The sequence below is a fragment of the Cupriavidus sp. 05T41 genome (assembly GCF_056396525.1).
Genome location: NZ_JBFTLQ010000068.1, coordinates 23,293 through 43,236, shown reverse-complemented (window position 1 = coordinate 43,236; position 19,944 = coordinate 23,293). Strand labels below are relative to the sequence as shown.

Below are 19,944 nucleotides of genomic sequence, written 5' to 3'. Positions count from 1 at the left end.
TTGTAAGCTCCGATGCTTGCGCACCGGGCATCCGCTATCAAGCGCCCACACTTATCGGTTGTTTGTTTGTTAAAGAACTTGCCGCGATTCGCTTTGCTTACCGCGTCGCTGCTTTGTTGTCAGCAGCAGAGAAACGAGATTATGAAGAACTTTCTACGTTTCGTCAACAGGTTTCGCAATCTTTTTTTGCTCCGGTTCGCCGCGCTATCCGCACCGCCAACCTCACCCGTTCACCCCGCAACCCTTGTCCCGTCTGCTTTGCAGCCGCGCTTCGTGTTGCGAGGGAGCGAATATTAAGGTCCCGACTCCGCCTTGGCAACCGTTTTGTCACAGAATCATGAGTGGCATCCGCGATCGCGGGAAGCAAGCCTTTGATATTCAAAGGAAATATGGCTTTTCAGAAAGTCGCGGAGAAAGGAATACCCAATTGAGTTACTCGGGTATTTCCCTATCAAGTTTTTAGCGATGGCGGAACTCGGGTGCTCGTTTCTCCACAAACGCCGCCATTCCCTCCTTCTGGTCGTCCGTCGCAAAGGTCGAATGGAACAGGCGCCGTTCCAGATGCACGCCTTCGCTCAGGCTGGTTTCGTAGGCGGCGTTGATCGACTCCTTGATCATCATGACGACAGGCAGGGAAAAGCCGGCAATCGTCTCCGCCGCGCTCACGGCTTCATCCAGCAGCTTGTCGGCAGCAACCACGCGCGACACCAGGCCTGCGCGCTCGGCTTCGGCCGCATCCATCATGCGCGAGGTCAGGCACAGGTCCATGGCCTTGGCCTTGGAGACGGCGCGCGGCAGGCGCTGCGTGCCTCCGGCGCCCGGCATGGTGMCCAGCTTGACTTCCGGCTGGCCGAAGCGGGCGCTGTCCGCCGCGATGATGATGTCGCACATCATTGCCAGCTCGCAGCCGCCGCCCAGCGCGTAGCCGGCCACCGCGGCAATCACCGGCTTGCGGATGCGGCGGATGGTTTCCCAGTTGCGCGTGATGTAGTCGCCCTTGTACACATCCATATAGGAGTACTTGGCCATCATGCCGATATCGGCACCGGCGGCGAAGGCTCGCTCGCTGCCGGTGATGACGATGCTGCCGATGGCGTCATCGGCGTCGAACGCCAGCAGGGCGGCACCCACTTCGTCMATCAGGGCATCGTTGAGCGCGTTGAGCGCCTTCGGCCGGTTCAGGGTCACCAAGCCCACGCGTCCGCGCGTCTCCACCAGAATGTTCTCGTACGGCATGTGTTCTCCTCTTTGGATATGKATCGGGATGGGGATATATCAGTCGTCCGCGAGACGATACTCGCTCCGGGAATCGCTGGCTATACGGCGCGCGGGCCATGCTGGCACCTGCCGGCCGCTGAGGCACGCTCGCCCGATCGCTTCGAGCGGAGCCGGAAATGGCCAACCCGTTTGCCCCAGATCGTGGCGCCGCCGCCTCAGCGTGGCGCCCGGCAGTATTACGCTACTGGTCGGTTTGCCGGGGGCGCTCGGCGCTTGCCTCGTCGTGCTCATCCGGGCCGTGCGGTGCGCCGAAGTCCGCCTCGCGCCATACCTGGCGGCCCTGGGTTTTCATCCGTGCCACACCATCCCTCACCCGGCCGAAATAATGCTACCATTGCCCGACCGACTGGTCGGTTAATTTTTAATGTGCGGCAGATCCCTCTATATAGAAGAGGAACCGCGGCCGCGTGCCGGGTACCGGGATCCGCGCCATCGGCCCCGATCCGCGATCGCACCGCGGCCAGGACTACCAGCCACCATCAAGGCAGGAGACAAAGATGCCAGATACGCCCCCTCAGGCCAGCCTGACTTCCGGCCCGGTATTGCTAGCCTGGCATGGCCAGGTCKCAGTGATCACCCTCAATCGTCCCKACAAGCTCAATGCCTTCACGCGCGAGATGCATGGCGTGCTCCAGCAGGCGCTCGACCATGTCGAGGCCGGCGGTGCCCGCGCCCTCCTGCTGACGGGGTCCGGCCGCGGCTTCTGCGCCGGGCAGGACCTGGCCGACCTGGACTTCACCCCGGGCGCCATGACTGACCTGGGCGAGTTGATCGATGTCTGGTTCAACCGGCTGATCCGCCGCCTGCATAAGCTGCCCTTGCCGGTGATTGCCGCCGTCAACGGTACCGCCGCCGGCGCCGGCGCCAACCTGGCGCTGGCCTGCGACATGGTGCTGGCGGCGCGCTCGGCCAGTTTTATCCAGGCCTTCGTCAAGATCGGCCTGGTGCCGGATTCCGGCGGCACCTGGCTGCTGCCCAAGCGCATCGGCATGGCGCGCGCCATGGGCCTGGCCATGACCGGCGACAAGCTCAGCGCCGACGAGGCCGAAAAATGGGGCTTGATCTGGGAGGTCATGGACGATCCCTTGCTGCCCGAGCAGGCGCTGGCGCTGGCCACCCACCTGGCGGCGCAACCCACGCGCGCGCTGGCGGCCATCAAGCAGGCCATGCACGCCGGGGCGACGCAGGGGCTCGATGCCCAGCTGGACCTCGAGCGCGACCTGCAGCGCGAGCTCGGCGCCTCGCACGACTACGCGGAAGGCGTGAACGCCTTCCTGGAAAAGCGCGCGCCCCGCTTCAGCGGGCGCTAGCACCACGGCTTTCGTCCCCCGCCCCACCAGGAGACCAGCTTGACCCAGCTTCCCCAGACTCCCCAGGCCCTCGCCGAAGCGGCCGCCGCCAGCATGTACGAAGCCGATGCCTGCAGCCGCTGGCTCGGCATCACCCTCGAAGCCGTGCGCCCCGGCTATGCGCGCCTGTCCATGCCGGTGCGGCAGGAGTTCCTCAACGGCCATGGCATCTGCCACGGCGGCCTGATGTTCACGCTGGCCGACTCGACCTTCGCCTTCGCCTGCAACAGCCACAATATCAATACGGTCGCGGCCGGCTGCAGCATCGAGTTCCTCAAACCCGTGCAGGGCGGCGACCTGCTGACGGCCGAGGCTACCGAGCAGGTCCTGTCCGGGCGGCATGGCATCTACGATATCCGCGTCACCAACCGCGCCGGCGAGACGGTGGCGATGTTCCGCGGCAAATCCGCCCAGATCAAGGGGMACGTGGTCGCCCCGCCCGGGCCCGCGCGGTAAGCTCCCTATCCGTACGCATACCAATCGAACGCATACCAGTCGAACGCAAGCCAGAAACATAAGCCCCGCGCAGGAGACAATATGAGCACGCGCCTCACAGATCTGCCGCTAGAGCCGATCGAGACCGCCAGCCGCGACGCATTGCAGGCCTTGCAGCTTGAACGGCTGAAATGGTCGCTCAACCACGCCTACGGGAATTCGCCGGTCTACCGGCGCAAGTTCGACGAGGCCGGCGTGCATCCGGACCAGTTGCGCACGCTGGCCGACCTTGCCCGCTTTCCGTTCACCTCCAAGCAAGACCTGCGCGACAACTATCCGTTCGGCATGTTCGCCGTGCCGCAGGACCGCATCGCGCGCATCCATGCCTCGTCGGGCACCACCGGCAAGCCGACCGTGGTGGGCTACACGCTCCGCGACATCGAGACCTGGGCCACGGTGGTGGCGMGCTCGATCCGCGCGGCCGGCGCGCGGCGCGGCGACAAGGTGCACATCAGCTACGGCTATGGCCTGTTTACCGGCGGGCTCGGCGCGCATTACGGCGTGGAGAAGGCCGGGCTCACCGCGATTCCCTTCGGCGGCGGCCAGACCGAGCGMCAGGTGCAGCTGATCCAGGATTTCAAGCCCGAGGTGATCATGGTCACGCCCAGCTATATGCTGGCCATCGCCGACGAGTTCGAGCGCCAGGGCATCKATCCGGCCTCCACCTCGCTGCGCGTGGGCATTTTCGGCGCCGAGCCGTGGACGCCGGAAATGCGCCTGGCCATCGAGAAGCGCATGGGCATCTCGGCTGTGGATATCTACGGGCTGTCCGAAGTGATGGGCCCGGGCGTGGCCAGCGAATGCGCCGAGACCAAGGACGGCCCGACCATCTGGGAAGACCATTTCTATCCCGAGGTGATCGACCCGGACACCGGCGCAGTGTTGCCCGACGGCGAATTCGGCGAACTGGTCTTCACCACGCTGAGCAAGGAAGCGCTGCCGATCGTGCGCTACCGTACCCGCGACCTGACCCGGCTGCTGCCCGGCACCGCCCGCGCCGCCTTCCGCCGCATGGAGAAGGTCACCGGCCGCTCGGACGACATGATGATCATCCGCGGCGTCAATGTGTTTCCCTCCCAGATCGAGGAGATGATCCTCAAGCACCCTGAGCTGGCGCCGCATTACCAGTGCGTGCTGACCAGGGACGGCCATCTCGACGTGCTGACCGTGCGCGTGGAATGCGCACACGGCGTGGAKCCTGGCGCCACGCAGCAGGCCAGTGCGCAGCTGACCTACGACATCAAGGCATATATCGGGGTGACCGTGGGCATCGAGATCCTGCCCGCGGGCGGCGTGGAACGCTCGGTGGGCAAGGCGCGCCGCATCGTCGACCAGCGCCCGCGCTGACGAGGCAGCCCGGCCCGCGGCGGGCCGGGCGTACTCGCGTCAGCTGCGCGGCATCAGCACCCACATGCGCCCGCCCTGCTTCATGCGGCCGGCCGCTTCGCCCGCCGCATCGCCGGCGCCCCAGAAAAAGTCCGCGCGCACTCCGCCCTTGATGGCCGATCCCGTATCCTGCGCGAACATCAGGCGCTGGATCGGTTCGGCCGACAGCGGCCTGGTGGTGGAGAGGAAGACCGGCACCCCCAGCGGGATCGTGGCCGGGTCGACCGCGATCGAGCGCTCGGCCGTCAGCGGCACCCCCAGCGCGCCGACCGGGCCTTCATTGGTCGGCGGCAGCTCACGGAAGAACACGAAGCGCGGATTGACGTTGAGCATTTCCTCGACGCGGCCCGGATTGGCGCGCGCCCAGCCCTTGATGCCCTGCATGGTGGCCTGCGCGGGCGTGATCTCGCCGCGATCCAGCAGCCACTTGCCGAAGGAGCGGAACGGCTGGTCGTTGGTGCCGCCGAAGCCCACGCGCATCACGGTGCCATCTGCCAGGCGGATGCGGCCCGAGCCCTGGATCTGCAGGAAGGCGGCCTCCACGGCGTCGTCCACCCACGCCAGTTCCTGCCCGCGCAGCGCCGGGTTCTGCAGCAGTTCGCCGCGCGCCGGCAGCGGCCGGTTGCCCCATTGCGGCGGCTTGCGGTAGAGMGGGACCTGGTACTGGCCCTGGCGCGTGCGCGAACCGTGCAGGATGGGTTCGTAGTAGCCGGTGATCAGGCCGCTGTCGGTGCCGTCGCCGTTGACCACGCGGAACGGCTGGAAGTTGGACTCGAAGTAGGCGCGCATGGCGCCCAGGTCGCCGGCGTCGACCATCAGGCCGATCGCGCAGACGCGGTTCCACTCGGCGCGCTTCTTCAGTGCCTGGCAGCTGGCCTGCAGCGCCGGCCACGCGGCGCGCACGTCGTCCTGGCCCCAGCCGCCGATTTCGGCCCAGCTGGCCGCCTGCAGTTGCCCCTTCTGCGCGGAGGCGGCCGGCGGCGTCACGGGCTGCGTGCCAGGKCCTTCGATGCGCGGCGGCGGGCCGCTCATGCAACCGGCCAGCAGCGCAGCCGCGGCGGACAGCCCGAGCCAGCCGAGCCGGCGGGCCCCTGCGGCGCCGCGCGAAGCGCGCGCGGGAGGAATGGGTAAGCGGAAAAAGGAATCCAGGTATGCCATCTTGATTGGGTGAGTACGCGGAGACAGGCGGCCGGTCGCATCTGCGGATGCCCTACAATGCCCAGCGTCGCCTCCACGTGGTCCTGTCATGAGCAAGTTTTTCGAAGCCCATCCCATGCTGCTGTTCGCCCTCGAGGCCGGAGTGGCGCTCTTCTTGCTGATCTTCATCGTGGTCTGGACCATGGGCACGGCGAAGAAGAACCCCCGCCCCACCCGCGCGCCGGACGATCACCCTTCGCGCGCCGGCCAGGGCGACAGCCAGTCCGGCGCCCACGCCCGACAGGATCAGGACAGCACGCCAGGCCGCTAGGTTTCGCACCGCGCGGGCGGAAGGCCGCTCTCAGTGGAGCATGCGCGGCAGTACCAGCGCGAACTCCGGGATCGGCACCTCGAAGCGATGGCCATCCTCGGCCACGCAGAAATACTCGCCCTTCATCGAGCCGATCGGCGTCGAGATCGTGGCCCAGCTGGTGTACTCGAAATGCTCGCCCGGCTTGAGCAGCGGCTGGTGGCCCACCACGCCGAGGCCCGCCACTTCCTGCGTGCCGTTGTCGCTATCGGTGATCACCCAGTGGCGAGAGATCAGCTGCGCGGCCACCTCGCCGGTGTTGTGGATGGTGATGGTATAGGCGAAGGCGTGGCGCCCGCGCTCGGGGTCGGACTGATMGGCCAGGTACTGGGTACGCACGGCCACGGAAAACGCGTATTCGCTCATTGTCGGCACATCACGGCGGGCTAAGGTAGGCGCATTGTGCGGCAAGGCCGGGGGGGCGGCAAGCCGGGCCCCGCCGGCAGGAGGGCCGGCGGCGGGGCCGCCCGGCAGCGAAACCCCGCCCGGGAAGGGTAAAATAGCGGACTTCGCGCTGGAATTGCGCTGAACGCACCCCACGAGCCCGCCGCCATGAGCACCCCCGACTACCGCATCGCCCCGTCCATCCTGTCCGCCGATTTCGCCCGCCTGGGCGAAGAAGTCAAACGCGTGACCGCGGACGGCGCCGACTGGATCCACTTCGACGTGATGGACAACCATTACGTGCCGAACCTGACCATTGGCCCGCTGGTGTGCGAGGCAATCCGTCCGCACGTGACGGCGCCCATCGACGTGCACCTGATGGTGCGCCCGGTGGACCGCATCGTCCCGGATTTCGCCAAGGCCGGCGCCAACATCATCACCTTCCACCCGGAAGCCAGCGAGCACGTCKACCGCACCCTGGCGCTGATCCGCGACCACGGCTGCCAGGCCGGCCTGGTATTCAACCCGGGCACGCCGCTGAACTACCTGGACCACGTCATGGACCGCCTCGACGTGATCCTGCTGATGTCGGTCAATCCCGGCTTTGGCGGCCAGTCCTTCATCCCCGAGACGCTCAACAAGCTGCGCGCGGTGCGCCGGCGCATCGACGAATACGCGGAGCGCAGCGGACGGCGCATCCTGCTGGAAGTGGACGGCGGCGTGAAGGTGGACAACATCGCCGAGATCGCCGCGGCCGGGGCCGATACCTTCGTGGCCGGCTCGGCCGTGTTCGGCAAGCCGGACGCCGACGGCGGCTACAAGGGCGTGCTGGGCGCCCTGCGCGCCGAACTGGCCAAGGCCGGCAAGGCAGGCCAATGAGCGCGGCCCGGCTCAAGCGCACCGACTGGCACGGCATCCGCGCCGTCATCGTCGACCTGGACGGCACCATGGTCGACACCGCGGGCGACTTCCATGCCGCGGTCAATGCKATGCTGAGCGCGCTGGTGCGCCTGCACCCGCAGCTCCGCCCCGCGGCGCCGCTGGGCCGGGAAGAAATCGTCAGCTTCGTCGGCAAGGGCTCGGAAAACCTGATCCGGCGCGTGCTCGACGCGCGCTTCCCGCCGGCCCACGCCAATGGCATGTTCGCCGATGCGCTGGCCCTGTACGACCGCGAGTACCTGCGCATCAACGGCCAGTTCTCGCAGGTCTACGCCGGCGTGGGCGAGGGGCTGGCAGCGCTGAAGGCGGCCGGCCTGCGCCTGGCCTGCGTGACCAACAAGCCACACAACTTCACCGAGCCGCTGCTGGCCAAGACCGGCCTGGCGCGCTTTTTCKAACTGGTCTACGGCGGCGACGCCTTCGCCCTGCGCAAGCCCGACCCGCTGCCGCTGCTCAAGGTGGCCGATGCATTCCGGCTCGAGCCGGCCGAGATTGCCGCCATCGGCGACTCGGAGAATGATGCCCAGGCGGCACGCGCGGCCGGCATGGGTGTGCTGCTGGTGCCCTATGGCTACAACCATGGCAATCCTGTACAAGGCGTCGACGCCGATGGTATAGTCGATTCCATTGCCCAGGCTGCAGAGGTGTTTGCAGCACACCGGGCATGATCCCCGCGGCCCGAGGCACCACCCGAACCGCCGCATCCAAACCGTAAATCGCTGAACACGATTTCATGTTTCTGAACCGCAAACGCATCTCTTCTGGCAGTGATCGGCAGGCCTGGCCCTGGCGTCGCTGGCGCGCCTCCCAACAGGCGTAAAGTGCGTTCGCGAGTCTCCTGACCGCCCCCGTTTTCCTGCATCGCCGCGGTACCGGCCGATGCACTAAGATGGAACGGGGCCGGCCAGGCCGGCAGGTTGCCGGACCTTCACAGAATTTCCAGCCGCMCGACATCCCAGGCATTGCGCCTGCTGTCACCCGAACGCGCTGCACGCCCACCCCGGCCGTGCGCGGACTGCTGTCCGTGCCAGGTCCTTCCCCGGGGCGGGTCTGACGACCTTCCAGCCCCAAACTGCCGACACCGCGGCCGAGCGCACAGCCCAGGGCACCCGCGCCGCCGCACAAGAGGATCGACATGACCGAACTGGAATTMAAATCGCTGGCCGAGCAGGGCTACAACCGCATCCCCCTGATCGCGGAAGCCTTCGCCGACCTGGAAACGCCGCTGTCGCTGTATCTCAAGCTGGCGCAGTCGCAAACGCGCGGGGTCAACACCTTCCTGCTCGAATCGGTGGTGGGCGGCGAGCGCTTCGGCCGCTACTCCTTCATCGGCCTGCACGCCCGCACGCTGCTGCGCGCCTCCGGCATGCGCACCGAGGTGGTCACCGACGGCCGCGTGGTGGAAACCCACGAGGGCAACCCGCTCGACTTCATCGCCGATTTCGAGAAGCGTTTCAAGGTGGCGTTGCGCCCKGGGCTGCCGCGTTTCTGCGGCGGCCTGGCCGGCTACTTCGGCTACGACGCGGTGCGCTACATCGAGAAGAAGCTGGCCAGCACACAAAAGCCGGACGACCTCAACCTGCCCGACATCCAGCTGCTGCTGTGCGAAGAGCTGGCCGTGATCGACAACCTCTCGGGCAAGCTCTACCTGATYGTCTACGCCGAYCCGACCACGCCCGAGGCCTATGCCCGCGCCCGCCAGCGCCYGCGCGAGCTGCGCATGAAGCTGCGCCAGCCGGTGGATGTGCCGATCACCAGCCCCTCGGTGCAGACCGACGTCTACCGCGAATTCGACAAGGCCGACTACCTCACCGCCGTGCACAAGGCCAAGGAGTACATCATGGCCGGCGACATGATGCAGGTGCAGATCGGCCAGCGCCTGGTCAAGCCGTACCGCGACTCGCCGCTGACGCTGTACCGCGCGCTGCGCTCGCTGAACCCGTCGCCGTACATGTATTTCTACAACTTCGGCGACTTCCAGATCGTGGGCGCGTCGCCCGAGATCCTGGTGCGCCAGGAAAGCCGCCGCACCGGTACCAACGGCGAGCAGCGCGAAGACCATATCGTCACCATTCGCCCGCTGGCCGGCACCCGCCCGCGCGGCAACACGCCGGAGAAGGACGCGCAGCTGGCCACCGAACTGCTGAACGATCCCAAGGAAATCGCCGAGCACGTGATGCTGATCGACCTGGCGCGCAACGATATCGGCCGCATCGCCGAGATCGGCTCGGTCAAGGTCACCGACCAGATGGTKATCGAGAAATACTCGCACGTGCAACACATCGTCAGTTCGGTGGAAGGCACGCTCAAGCCCGGCATGAGCAACCTCGACGTGCTGCGCGCCACCTTCCCGGCCGGCACGCTCTCCGGCGCGCCCAAGGTGCACGCGATGGAAATCATCGACGAGCTGGAGCCGCGCAAGCGCGGCATCTACGGCGGCGCGGTGGGCTACCTGTCCTTCGGCGGCGAGATGGACCTGGCCATCGCTATCCGCACCSGCATCGTCAAGGACGGCAACCTGTATGTGCAGGCCGCCGCCGGCATCGTCGCCGACTCCGACCCCGAAGCCGAATGGAKGGAAACCGAAGCCAAGGCGCGCGCCGTGATCCGCGCCGCCGAGCAGGTCCAGGACGGACTGGACTCGGATATCTGACGGTTTCGACACGGCGGGCCGCGGCGGGCCCGCAGAGGCCGCAGAGGGCAGGACCCCGGCACCGGCGTCCTGCCCCTGCCGCGCTACATCCCCCAGCGCAGCGCCGGCGTATGCACCGGGCTGTCCCAGTGGTGCAGCATCTCGTCGTCAGGCACGCATAGCGTGACAGACGCGCCCGCCATMTCGAGCGAAGTCGTCAGGGCGCCGACCAGCGCCCGCCCGACCCGCAGGTCCCGCTGCTGCAGCCACAGGCGCGTCGAGTTGAAGAGCAGGTATAGCTCGCTCAGCGGCGTACCACCCAGGCCGTTTACGAGCACCAGCAACTCGGTGCCAGCCGGCGGCCGGAGGTCGTCGACGATCGCCGTGAGCAACTCGCCCGCAATGGTATCGGCCGATGCGAACCTGGCGCGGCGCCTGCCCGGCTCGCCGTGAATGCCGACGCCGACCTCGATCTCGTCCTCGCCGATCTTGAACGTGGGCGTACCCGCCGCCGGCACGGTGCAGCTCGTGAACGCCACGCCCATGGTCGCCGTGCGCTTGTTGATGCGGTCGCCGAACGCCTTGCATTGCTCGAGGCTGGCGCCGCCTTCGGCCATGCTGCCGACCATCTTCTCGACGATCACCGTGCCCGCCACGCCGCGCCGCCCGGTCGTGTAGCTCGAGTTCTCGACCGCGACGTCGTCGTTGATCAGCACCATCTCGTTGGGCACTTCCGACATCTCCGCGGCCATCTCGAAGTTCATCACGTCGCCGGAATAATTCTTCACGATGAACAGGACCCCGGCGCCGGTATCGACCGCCTTGGCCGCGGCCATCATCTGGTCCGGCGTGGGCGAAGTGAAAATCTGCCCGGGGCAGGCGGCGTCCAGCATGCCGTAGCCGACGAAGCCGCTGTGCAGCGGCTCGTGCCCCGCGCCGCCGCCGGACACCAGCGCGACCTTCCMTGGCTTCAGGGCCTGGCGCCGCACGAACACCGGTTCGGTATTGAGCGCGACCAGCTCGCCGTGCGCGGCGGCGAACCCGGCCAGGCTCTCGGTCAGAAAATCGTCGACGTGATTGATGAATTTTTTCATGGTCTCTACTCCTTGCCGTCGATCGATTGAGCCAGTCGTTCGCACACCGCCTTGATCATGAGCTGGCTGGAGCGCGCGCCGGGGTCCAGGTGGCCGCGCGAGCGCTCGCCGAGGAACGATGCGCGGCCCTTGGTGGCGACCATGTCGCGGGTGGCCAGCATGCCCTGCTCCGCCACGCGCGGCAGTTCGTCGAGCACGGTGCGGGCGGACGCGCCCGCCGCGGCGAGCTCCTCGCCGCGCATCGCCACGGGAATCAGCACATCCATCATGGTCTTGCTGCCCACGCCGGTCTTCCCGCGCAGGCCGACCGCGTCGACACCGGCGGCGTAGATGCGCGCGAACCCCGCGACATCCATGGCCTGCGCGKGCACCGCCTTCGCCATGCCGCTGAGCAGCGAATAGAACAGCGGACCGGCCGATCCGCCGACCGTGGACAACACCTTGGCCGCGGCGAGTTCCAGCGCCGCCCCGGGTGCCGCCGCCTCGATCTCCGCGCGCAGCGAGCGCAGCGCCTCCATGCCGCGCAGCAGGTTGAAGATATGGTCGCCGTCGCCGATCTGCTGGTCGAGCAACGCGATCTCGTCCATGTTCTCTCGCAACGCCGCATGCGCTGCGTCGATGCATGCCATGACCGTCTTGCCGTTCATGTCGGGATCCTCCTGCCGTCGGAGCGGAAATATAAGAGGCTGCGTGCTGGCAGCGAAACGCCAACGGATTGCCCGAGGCTGAAATTGCGCTCGCCCACGCTGGTCGCGACCACGGTCGTGCCTTGGTGATCCAGGATCAACAGGTGCCGCAACGGCGAGTACTCGAGCACCTTCAAATCGAGCACGTGGCTCTCCTGCGCCTCGTGCACCACGATGTCTTCCGGGCGGATGGCCACCGTGGCCGTCTCCGCCGGCACCGCCACCGAGTCGAACAAGGCCGGCGGCAGCAGGTTGATGGGGGGCGAGCCGAGCCGCTGGGCCGCGCTCAGCGACGCCGGGTTGCCGTAGACCTCGCGCGGCGTGCCGATCTGCACCAGGCGGCCGTGCTCCAGGATGCCGATGCGGTCGGCCAGCGTGGTGGCCTCGACCTGGTCGTGCGTGACGTAGAGGATGGTCGCGCCGATGGTGCGGTGCAGGCGCTTGAGCTCGATACGCAGTTCCTCGCGCAGCTTCGCATCGAGCGAAGACAGCGGCTCGTCCATCAGGAACACGCGGGGTTCGCGCACCAGCGCGCGCCCGATGGCCACGCGCTGCATCTCGCCGCCCGACAGGTGCGTTGCCATATTGTCGAGCTTGGAGCCGATATGCAGCATCTCCGCCACCGCCTGCACGCGCGCGCGGATCTGCGCCKCGCCGGTGCGCCGGCGCGGCGCGCGCAGCGGGAAAGCCAGGTTGCCGAACACMGTCAGGTGCGGATACAGCGAGTATTGCTGKAAAATGAACGCCACATCGCGATCGGACGGGTGCACGCCGGTGGCCACCTCGCCGTCGATCAGCACATCGCCGGCATCGGGCCGCTCCAGCCCCGCGATCAGGCGCAGCGTGGTGGTCTTGCCGGCACCGCTCGGCCCCAGCAGCACGACGAACTCGCCGTCCTTCACGTCGATCGAAAGATCGTCGACCGCGCTCACGTCGCCAAAGTGCTTCGACACATTGCGCAACTGGATTTCAGCCATGCCGGTCTCCCGCCTGCGTCGCGCCGGGCAGCAGGCGCCCCGACGCCTCGTCGTAAAGCAGCGTGCGCTCCTTGCGGAACGACAGGCCKACCGGCGCGCCCGCCGCCAGGCCTTCGTCCTTGCCGACCCGCGCGCGCACCACGCCCAGCGCCGTCTCGATCATCAGCACCTGGTGCGAGCCGAGGTACTCGTCCGCGATCACGCGCCCGCGCAAGGGGCTGCGCTCGTCGATGACGATATGCTCCGGGCGGATGCCCAGCAGCGCGCGCTCGGCCGCCATTGCKCAGCGCGGGACMGGCACCGGCGCGCCGCGCAGGAAGACCTGTTCCTGGCCGGCGGCGACGGCGCCGTCGACCGCCAGGAAGTTCATCGGCGGGCTGCCGATGAAGTTGCCCACGAACACCGTCGCCGGAAAATGATAGATCTCGTGCGGCGCGGCAGCCTGCAGCACCTCGCCCTCGTTCATCACCACGATGTCGTCCGCCATGGCCATCGCCTCGCTCTGGTCGTGCGTGACGTACACCGTGGTGGCGGCGAGCGCGTTGTGCAGCTTGCGCAGCTCCAGGCACATCAGCTCGCGGAAATCGGCGTCCAGCGTGCCCAGCGGCTCGTCCATCAGGAATGCCTTCGGTTGCCGCACGATGGCGCGGCCGAGCGCCACGCGCTGGCGGTCGCCACCGGACAAGCCGCCGGTCTTGCGGTCCAGGATGGCTTCGATGCGAAGCATGCGCGCCGCCGCGCCGACGCGCGCGGCGATCTCATGGCGAGGCAAATGCTCGTTGCGCAGCGGAAAGGAGATGTTGTCGCGCACCGTCATGTGCGGGTAGAGCGCGAACATCTGGAACACGAAGGCGATGTCGCGCTGGCGAGCGCGCAAGGCGGTCACGTCCTCGCCGTCGATCAGGATCTGACCGGCGCTCGGCAGCTCCAGCCCGGCAATCATGCGCAGCGTGGTGGTTTTGCCGCAGCCCGAAGGGCCGAGCAGGACCACGAAGCGCCCGGCGCCGACAGTGAGGTTGGTGTTGCGCACCGCGACGAAATCGCCGAAGCGCTTGTGCAGGTTCGCCAGCGCGATGGTGGCCATGGTTCAGTCCGGGAAATGGCTGGTGACGACGAACGCGGCCGCGCCCACGAGGATCACCGGGAACGACCACGTGAACAGCGCCAGCGAAAACGGCTGCACAAGCATCGCGATACCAGTGCCGATCACTGCCGTCGCCGCACCTTCGCCGAAGCGCCGGCGCAGCATGCGGGGCCGGCGCGCAACTGTCGGGTTTTTCATTTGCGGACCGCTCCGAAGGTAATGCCCCGCAGCAGGTGCTTGCGCAGCACGACGGTGAAGAACAGGATCGGCAGGACGAACAGCGTGGTGGCCGCCGCCACCGCCGGCCAGTCCTGCCCGCCCTCGCCGATGATGAAGGGAATGAACGGCGGCATGGTCTGCGCATCGCCGCTGGTCAGCAGCAGCGCGAACGCGTATTCGTTCCAGGCGAAGATCAGGCAGAAGATCGCGGTCGCCGCGATGCCGGTGATCGCCTGCGGCAGCACCACCTTCACGAAGGCCTGCAGCCGCGTGTATCCGTCGACCAGCGCCGCCTCTTCGTACTCGCGCKGGATCTCGTCCATGAAGCCCTTGAGCAGCCACACCGCCAGCGAAACGTTGACKGCCGTGTACAGCACGATCATGCCGAGATAGCTGTCGCTCAGCCCCAGCGCGCGGTACATCAGGTAGATCKGGATCGCCACCGCGATGGGCGGCATCATCCGCGTCGACAGGATGAAGAACAGCAGGTCATCCGCCCACGGCACCTTGAAGCGCGAGAACGCGTACGCCGCCAGCGTGCCGAGGAAGACCGCGAGAAAGGTCGAGCCGAAACCGATCACCAGCGAGTTGACGAAGCGCGGCAGGACCTTGGACGGCCCGGCGATCACCATGCCGCGCTTGCGCACGTCGCGCTCGTACCAGGTCTGCGCGGGCGGCAGGCTCGCGATGAACTCGGGCGTCTGCCGCGAGCGGATCGTGAACAGGTTGACATAGCCTTCGAGCGACGGCTGGAACGAAACGACGGGCGGATAGGCGATGGCGTCTTCCTGCGTCTTGAAGCTCGTCATGATGATCCAGACCATCGGCAAGGTCGCGATCAGCGCATAGGCGATGACCACGATCGCCGCGAAGGTCTTGCCGCGCGTCGACGCGGCCACCACCGAATGCGCGCCGGCGGGCTGTGCTGTCTTGCTCATCGCTGTTTCACCCGGTTGAGTGCCTTGATGTAGATGTTCGCCGCGCCGAACACCGTGACGAACAGGATGATCGCCAGCGCCGACGAGTAGCCGGTCTGCCACTTCTCGAACGCGGCGCGCTTGAGCGTGATCGACACCGTTTCCGTGACCGAGCCCGGGCCGCCCGAGGTCAGCAGGTTCACCAGGTCGAACATCTTGAAGTTCTCGATGGCGCGGAACAGCACGGCCAGCATCAGGAACGGCAGCGTCATCGGCAGCGTGATCGACCAGAACTGCCGCCACGGCGTGGCGCGATCCACTTCCGCGGCTTCGTAGATGTATTCCGGGATCGAGCGCAGCCCGGCCAGGCAGATCAGCATGACGTAGGGCGTCCACATCCAGGTGTCGACCATCACGATGGTCCATGGCGCAAGCGAGACGTCCCCGATCATCTGGAACGAGCCTGGCGCAACGCCCGTGAAGAAGCTCACGATATCGTTGAACAGGCCTGTCTGCGGCTGCAGCAGGAAGGTCCAGAAATTGCCGACCACGGCCGGCGACAGCATCATCGGCAGCAGGATCAGGGTGGTCCAGAAACTGTGCGTGCGAAAACGCCGGTTGATCAGCAAGGCCAGGCCGAAGCCCAGCAGCACCTCCAGCCCGACCGACCAGAACACGAAGCGCGCGGTGACMTGCATGGCGTACCAGATGTCCTCGTCCGTCAGGATGTCGACGTAGTTGTCGATGCCGACGAAGCGCGCCGGGATGCTCGGCATGTTCGACTTGAAGTTCGTGAACGACAGCCGCAGCGCCCAGATCAGCGGAAAGATGTTGACCGCGAGCAGCAGCAGGATCGTGGGGAGAATGAACAGCCATGCGATCGTGCGGTCCGACAGGCCGCGCAGGCGCGCGGCACCGTGCACCGGCGCAGCGGCTGCCAGGTTCTGCGCGGGAAAAGGCTTGTCTGCCAGCATGGCTGACTCCTTGTCGCGGGCCGGCGGCGGCCGGCAAGCCCGATGCATGTCGCCGCAATGCCCGCTCGTCTCGGTTTCAGTTCTTTCCTTCCGCCTTGAACACCTTGTTCCAGTCCTTCACCAGCAGGTCGAGCGCCTCCTTCGCCGTACCCTTGTCGGCGACGACGTAGTCATGCACGCGCTTCTGCATGTCGAGCAGGAGTTCGGCATAGGCAGGCTCGGCCCAGAAGTCCTTGACGATTGCCATCGACTTCAGGAACGCCGGCGCGAAGGGCTGGCTCTTGGGAAAGTCAGGCGCATCGACCACCGACTTGGCCGCCGAGTAGCCGCCCAGCTCCCACCACTTCTTCTGCACCGCGGGCTGGGCAAACCACTTGATGTACTCGAGCGCATCGGCCTTGTGATCCGAATAGGAGACCACCGAGATGCCCTGCCCGCCAAGCTGCGTGAACTGCTGCACCTCTTTCGGATTGACGAAGAAGCCGATCTTGTCGCCCCCCACGTTCGGGTCCTTGTAGAGGCCGGGGAAGAACGCGAACCAGTTCATCTKCATCGCCACCTGCMCGGACTTGAACGCGTCGAGCCCTTCCTGCATGTACGCGTTGGTCATGCCCGGCGCGGTGCAGCACTTGTACAGCGCCTTGTAGAACTCCAGGCCCTTGACCGCACCCGGCGAGTTGACGAAGCCCTCGAGGCGATAGGGCTTCTTCGGGTCCTGGTACTGGAAGCCGAAGTTATAGAGCACGTTGGTCACGCCCATCGTGATGCCCTCGGAGCCGCGTTCGGTGAAGATATACGCGCCGTACACGGTCTTGCCGTCGATCTTGCGCCCCTGGAAGAACTCRGCGGTCTGCTTGAGCTCATCCATCGTGGTGGGCGGCTCCAGTTCCCTCTTGTACTTCTGCTTGAACTCCGCGCGCAGCTCCGGCCGCGCGAACCAGTCCTTGCGATAGGTCCAGCCCACCGCGTCCGCCATCGCGGGCAGGGCCCAGTAGTTGGGCGTGTTCTTCGGCCATTCGGCATACCCCACCACGGTGGCCGGCACGAAGTCGTTCATCGAGATATTGTTCTTCGCGAAGAAATCGTTGAGCTTGACGTAGTGGCCGTTCACCGCCGCGCCGCCGATCCACTGGCTGTCGCCGATGATCAGGTCGCACAACTTGCCGTGGGAATTGAGTTCGTTGAGAAACCGGTCCGCATAGCTGGTCCAGGGCACGAACTCGAATTTCATCTGTATGCCGGACTTGGCCGTAAAGTCCTTCGACAGCTCGACCAGCGCGTTGGCCGGATCCCACGCCGCCCAACATAGCGTCAATTGCTTCGCCTGCGCGTGCGCGCCGGTTGCCAGTCCCAGTGACAAGGCGGCCGCCGCCATCACCCTTGCTAATAGACGTAACATTTGTCTTCTCCTTTTACTTCCCAGTTGTCTCCATTCCTGCTGACAAGCAACGTCCATGCGCCGGGCGCTGTATTTCGGCTCTGGCAAATTCAAGCGTCAGTCCGGGTGTCGCGAGCATCAGGCATGCGCATTCTCACGAAGATAGATTCGGGTTTCCGGCGTGGGGATCGCAAGCGCCCCGCGCACATCGTTCAGGAAGTCCACCGCGGCAAGACCCGCGCGATGCACGATGCCGCGCACGTCCTGGTCCAGGATCACATCGATCGCGCGCCCGGACAGTTGCTCGCGCGTGTCCGCCGTGCGCTCGTGGCCGATCAGGAAGATGCGGGCCTTGTCGCCGGAATCMTGCAAGGCCGAGGCAATGCCGCGGATGCCGCCGCCGGTGACGTAGATGCCGACCAGGTCGGCGTGACGCGCCAGCAAGCCCTGCACGGCCAGGTCGGCGCCGTCGTCGTCCTCGGTGAAGTCCGGCTCGGCGATGCCGCGCAGATTGCGGAAATCCTCCTCCAGCACCTGCGAAAAGCCGGTGCGCCGCTCCACCTGGTCATGCAGGCGCGACGACCCCGACAGCACGGCGACCGAGCCGATCCGCGAGCCGAGAAAGCCGCCCATCAGCAGCCCGGCCGTGCGCCCCGCAATGCGGTTGTCCACGCCGATGTAGGCGGCGCGGCGGCTGCCCGGCAGATCGGAGAACGCCGTGACGACCGGCACGCTCGCGTCGCTCAGTTCCTCGATCAGGCGGCCGACCCACGGGTAGTCGAGCGGCACCAGGACCAGCGCGTCGTACCCCGCCGCCTGCTCGGCAAAGCGCGACGTGTCGCGCTGGCTGGCGAAGTCGCAGCGGTAGAACGAAGGGATGACGCGGTGCTCGCGAAAGAAACTGGCAGACAGCGCGATGTCGCGCTCGACCTGGTCGAGGAAGCGGGAATTGATCTGCGGGAGGACGAATGCAATGCGAAACGCAGCCGCCTTCGGCGGGCGCCCGCGGCTGGCCCGTTCGTCACGCAGGTCCGCGAGGGCCTGGTGGACGCGGGCAGCCGTCTCGGCACGCACGGAGGCATCGTCGCGCAGCACACGATCGACCGTGGCGACGCTGACGCCAGCCCGGCGCGCAATCATCATACGTGTCGCCGGCATGGTCTCCTCCAGTGCCGAGATACGGTTCACTTTGTATGTCTAAGGTAGTTTTCCGGACGCCAAATGCAAGCATTTTCGCGAGGATAAATGCGTCATTTGCTGACGTCATTTCCGCTGCAATCCGGGGGCGGGATGCAGCCGGCAGCAACGGACATCGGTCGAGGCTCGTGATKAAAAATGCACAACCTTCGGGCCGCGCGTGCCGTGAAGAAGCGAAGGTTTTCAAAGCGCGTCCGGCGACAGTAATGGCCGGCCGCATCGTATTGGCTAGCCGGTGCGGGCACCGGCACCACCAACGCCATATCCGGGACCCGCGAGCGCAGTTTGATGCCCMGGGCCCGGCGTGATCGGCCAGGTGATGCCGGTTGGCATGGTGTGGGGTACGTGATCGCGTTCGGCGCTTATCTTCCCGCCCTGCTCCGAAAGGCCTTGGTGAAAGGAGTCCCCCCACGGGCTTGTGCCGCCGTCTGTCGATGCGCTAGGGAAAATACCCATTTCTCCTGCTTATCCACTGTCCCAGAATCATCGAAATTGTTCAACAATCCTCGGCAGCAAAATGCCTCTCGGTGCAAGGAAGACCGAGTTTTTTGCGGGTTCCAGTGCGTTMAGCAGGAGTAATCATGTCCACTTCGACCTTGGCGTCGTCGCGGCGCCGACGCACGGCCGCCGTGGCCGCGCTGATCTTGTGCGCGGCMTCCACATGGGCGCTTGCCGCCTCCACCATMAAGGCCGACAGTCTGACGATCGGCTCGGACCTTACCTATCCCCCCTATGCCTACATGGAGGCTGGCAAGCCTGTTGGCTTCGATGCCGACTTCTCCCGTTTGCTGGCGGCCAAGCTGTCGCTCAAACCCGTATTCGTGGATACCCGCTTTCCTGACCTGATCCTGGGGATGCGTGCGCGCCGTTTCGATGCGATTGCTTCGGCGCTCTACGTGACGTCGGAGCGCTCGAAGCTGATCGATTTCATTCCCTACCTGAAGACGGGCGCGTCTCTGGTGGTGCTGGCGGCAAGCCCGTATGCGCCGCCGTCGCCCGAGGCGCTTTGTGGCAAGCGTGTGGCATCGATCAAGGGCGCCTCCTGGACGCCCAAGCTGCGCAAGGTGTCGCGCGAGACTTGCCGGCCGAAGGGCGAGKACGAGATCAAGGTGCTGGAGTTTCCTACTTCGCCCGAGGCCATGATGGCGCTGCGTTCGCAGGCAGCGGACGTCATGATCGAGGATGCGGCCGTGGTCCACGGCATGCTTGCGCAGTCGCAGAACAGCTTGAAAGTCACCTCCACCTCGCTGCTTTACCCCATCGTGATAGGGCTGGGTCTCCACAAGGAGGCCCAGCAATTGCAGGGCGAGCTAAAGATGGCTTTGCAGCGCGCCCACGATAGCGGCGAATACCAGGCCTTGCTCACCCGCTACGGGCTTGAAGCGCCTACCGCCGCAGAAGTCCAGAGCGCGCTCATCGGCACGAGCCAGTAACGCCGCAGCGGAAGG

General features: G+C 66.3%; 21 protein-coding genes. 9 read left to right on the top strand and 12 right to left on the bottom strand.

Annotation, left to right across the window (positions count from 1 at the left end):
• The coding region (locus AC1DKV_RS30305; RefSeq protein WP_477138676.1) for a hypothetical protein at positions 1-341 on the top strand (341 nt) is incomplete at its 5' end.
• A gap of 118 nt (positions 342-459) precedes the next feature.
• On the opposite strand, the gene AC1DKV_RS30300 is transcribed toward AC1DKV_RS30305, so the two are convergent.
• On the bottom strand, positions 460-1,236 hold the full coding sequence (locus AC1DKV_RS30300) for an enoyl-CoA hydratase (protein ID WP_477138675.1): 777 nt from the start codon (positions 1,234-1,236) through the stop codon (positions 460-462).
• A gap of 539 nt (positions 1,237-1,775) precedes the next feature.
• Here AC1DKV_RS30300 and paaG point away from each other — a divergent pair.
• From paaG to paaK, 3 genes are all read left to right on the top strand, one after another.
• Positions 1,776-2,588, top strand: coding sequence for a 2-(1,2-epoxy-1,2-dihydrophenyl)acetyl-CoA isomerase PaaG (paaG, locus tag AC1DKV_RS30295; protein ID WP_477138674.1), 813 nt, complete (start codon positions 1,776-1,778; stop codon positions 2,586-2,588).
• A gap of 93 nt (positions 2,589-2,681) precedes the next feature.
• Positions 2,682-3,083, top strand: coding sequence for a hydroxyphenylacetyl-CoA thioesterase PaaI (gene paaI / locus AC1DKV_RS30290; protein WP_477138679.1), 402 nt, complete (start codon positions 2,682-2,684; stop codon positions 3,081-3,083).
• A gap of 81 nt (positions 3,084-3,164) precedes the next feature.
• On the top strand, positions 3,165-4,469 hold the full coding sequence (gene paaK / locus AC1DKV_RS30285; RefSeq protein WP_477138673.1) for a phenylacetate--CoA ligase PaaK: 1,305 nt from the start codon (positions 3,165-3,167) through the stop codon (positions 4,467-4,469).
• 39 nt (positions 4,470-4,508) lie between these two features.
• Here paaK and mltA read toward each other — a convergent pair whose 3' ends face one another.
• Entirely contained in the window at positions 4,509-5,666 is a 1,158-nt protein-coding gene (gene mltA, locus AC1DKV_RS30280; RefSeq protein WP_441622712.1) for a murein transglycosylase A, read from the bottom strand.
• 88 nt (positions 5,667-5,754) lie between these two features.
• On the opposite strand from mltA, the gene AC1DKV_RS30275 reads away from it, so the two are divergent.
• Positions 5,755-5,976: a hypothetical protein gene (locus tag AC1DKV_RS30275; protein WP_441622710.1), complete on the top strand. Its 222-nt coding sequence runs from the start codon at positions 5,755-5,757 to the stop codon at positions 5,974-5,976.
• 30 nt (positions 5,977-6,006) lie between these two features.
• Here the strand turns inward: AC1DKV_RS30275 and apaG are convergent, their stop codons facing one another.
• Positions 6,007-6,381, bottom strand: coding sequence for a Co2+/Mg2+ efflux protein ApaG (gene apaG, locus AC1DKV_RS30270; RefSeq protein WP_477138672.1), 375 nt, complete (start codon positions 6,379-6,381; stop codon positions 6,007-6,009).
• A 186-nt stretch (positions 6,382-6,567) separates the two neighbouring features.
• Between apaG and rpe the strand changes: the two genes are divergently transcribed.
• The 3 genes from rpe (at position 6,568) to trpE (ending at position 9,991) form a co-directional block, all read left to right on the top strand.
• On the top strand, positions 6,568-7,278 hold the full coding sequence (gene rpe, locus AC1DKV_RS30265) for a ribulose-phosphate 3-epimerase (protein ID WP_477138671.1): 711 nt from the start codon (positions 6,568-6,570) through the stop codon (positions 7,276-7,278).
• The gene (gph, locus tag AC1DKV_RS30260; protein WP_477138670.1) at positions 7,275-8,006 is read left to right on the top strand and encodes a phosphoglycolate phosphatase; all 732 of its coding nucleotides are present in this window, start codon (positions 7,275-7,277) and stop codon (positions 8,004-8,006) included. The genes rpe and gph overlap by 4 nt, the downstream gene beginning before the upstream one ends.
• A gap of 467 nt (positions 8,007-8,473) precedes the next feature.
• The gene (gene trpE / locus AC1DKV_RS30255; protein ID WP_477138669.1) at positions 8,474-9,991 is read left to right on the top strand and encodes an anthranilate synthase component I; all 1,518 of its coding nucleotides are present in this window, start codon (positions 8,474-8,476) and stop codon (positions 9,989-9,991) included.
• Between the two features lie 83 nt (positions 9,992-10,074).
• Here the strand turns inward: trpE and dhaK are convergent, their stop codons facing one another.
• From dhaK to AC1DKV_RS30210, 9 genes are all read right to left on the bottom strand, one after another.
• The gene (gene dhaK / locus AC1DKV_RS30250; RefSeq protein ID WP_477138668.1) at positions 10,075-11,064 is read right to left on the bottom strand and encodes a dihydroxyacetone kinase subunit DhaK; all 990 of its coding nucleotides are present in this window, start codon (positions 11,062-11,064) and stop codon (positions 10,075-10,077) included.
• A gap of 5 nt (positions 11,065-11,069) precedes the next feature.
• Positions 11,070-11,711, bottom strand: a complete 642-nt coding sequence (gene dhaL, locus AC1DKV_RS30245) for a dihydroxyacetone kinase subunit DhaL (protein WP_477138667.1) — start codon at positions 11,709-11,711, stop codon at positions 11,070-11,072.
• Positions 11,708-12,727 (bottom strand): ABC transporter ATP-binding protein, encoded by a 1,020-nt coding sequence (locus AC1DKV_RS30240; protein WP_477138666.1) that lies wholly within the window; start codon positions 12,725-12,727, stop codon positions 11,708-11,710. The genes dhaL and AC1DKV_RS30240 overlap by 4 nt, the downstream gene beginning before the upstream one ends.
• Positions 12,720-13,811: an ABC transporter ATP-binding protein gene (locus tag AC1DKV_RS30235; protein ID WP_477138665.1), complete on the bottom strand. Its 1,092-nt coding sequence runs from the start codon at positions 13,809-13,811 to the stop codon at positions 12,720-12,722. Before AC1DKV_RS30235 ends, AC1DKV_RS30240 begins: the two co-directional genes overlap by 8 nt.
• A 3-nt stretch (positions 13,812-13,814) precedes the next feature.
• A complete protein-coding gene (locus tag AC1DKV_RS30230) occupies positions 13,815-14,009 on the bottom strand; it encodes a hypothetical protein (protein ID WP_441622694.1) in 195 nt (64 codons plus the stop codon).
• On the bottom strand, positions 14,006-14,968 hold the full coding sequence (locus AC1DKV_RS30225; RefSeq protein WP_477138664.1) for a carbohydrate ABC transporter permease: 963 nt from the start codon (positions 14,966-14,968) through the stop codon (positions 14,006-14,008). The genes AC1DKV_RS30230 and AC1DKV_RS30225 overlap by 4 nt, the downstream gene beginning before the upstream one ends.
• Complete coding sequence (locus tag AC1DKV_RS30220) at positions 14,965-15,921, bottom strand: carbohydrate ABC transporter permease (RefSeq protein WP_477138663.1); 957 nt, start codon at positions 15,919-15,921, stop codon at positions 14,965-14,967. Before AC1DKV_RS30220 ends, AC1DKV_RS30225 begins: the two co-directional genes overlap by 4 nt.
• A gap of 76 nt (positions 15,922-15,997) precedes the next feature.
• A complete protein-coding gene (locus AC1DKV_RS30215; RefSeq protein WP_477138662.1) occupies positions 15,998-17,320 on the bottom strand; it encodes an ABC transporter substrate-binding protein in 1,323 nt (440 codons plus the stop codon).
• Between the two features lie 117 nt (positions 17,321-17,437).
• Positions 17,438-18,457, bottom strand: coding sequence for a LacI family DNA-binding transcriptional regulator (locus AC1DKV_RS30210; RefSeq protein WP_477138661.1), 1,020 nt, complete (start codon positions 18,455-18,457; stop codon positions 17,438-17,440).
• A gap of 620 nt (positions 18,458-19,077) precedes the next feature.
• On the opposite strand from AC1DKV_RS30210, the gene AC1DKV_RS30205 reads away from it, so the two are divergent.
• Positions 19,078-19,929 (top strand): ABC transporter substrate-binding protein, encoded by an 852-nt coding sequence (locus AC1DKV_RS30205; protein ID WP_477138660.1) that lies wholly within the window; start codon positions 19,078-19,080, stop codon positions 19,927-19,929.
• The last annotated feature ends 15 nt before the right edge of the window (positions 19,930-19,944 follow it).

Coding starts and splice junctions, on each gene's coding strand:
- AC1DKV_RS30275 (WP_441622710.1), top strand. CDS start 5,755: ATGAGCAAGTTTTTCGAAGCCCATCCCATGCTGCTGTTCGCCCTCGAG.
- AC1DKV_RS30230 (WP_441622694.1), bottom strand. CDS start 14,009: ATGAAAAACCCGACAGTTGCGCGCCGGCCCCGCATGCTGCGCCGGCGC.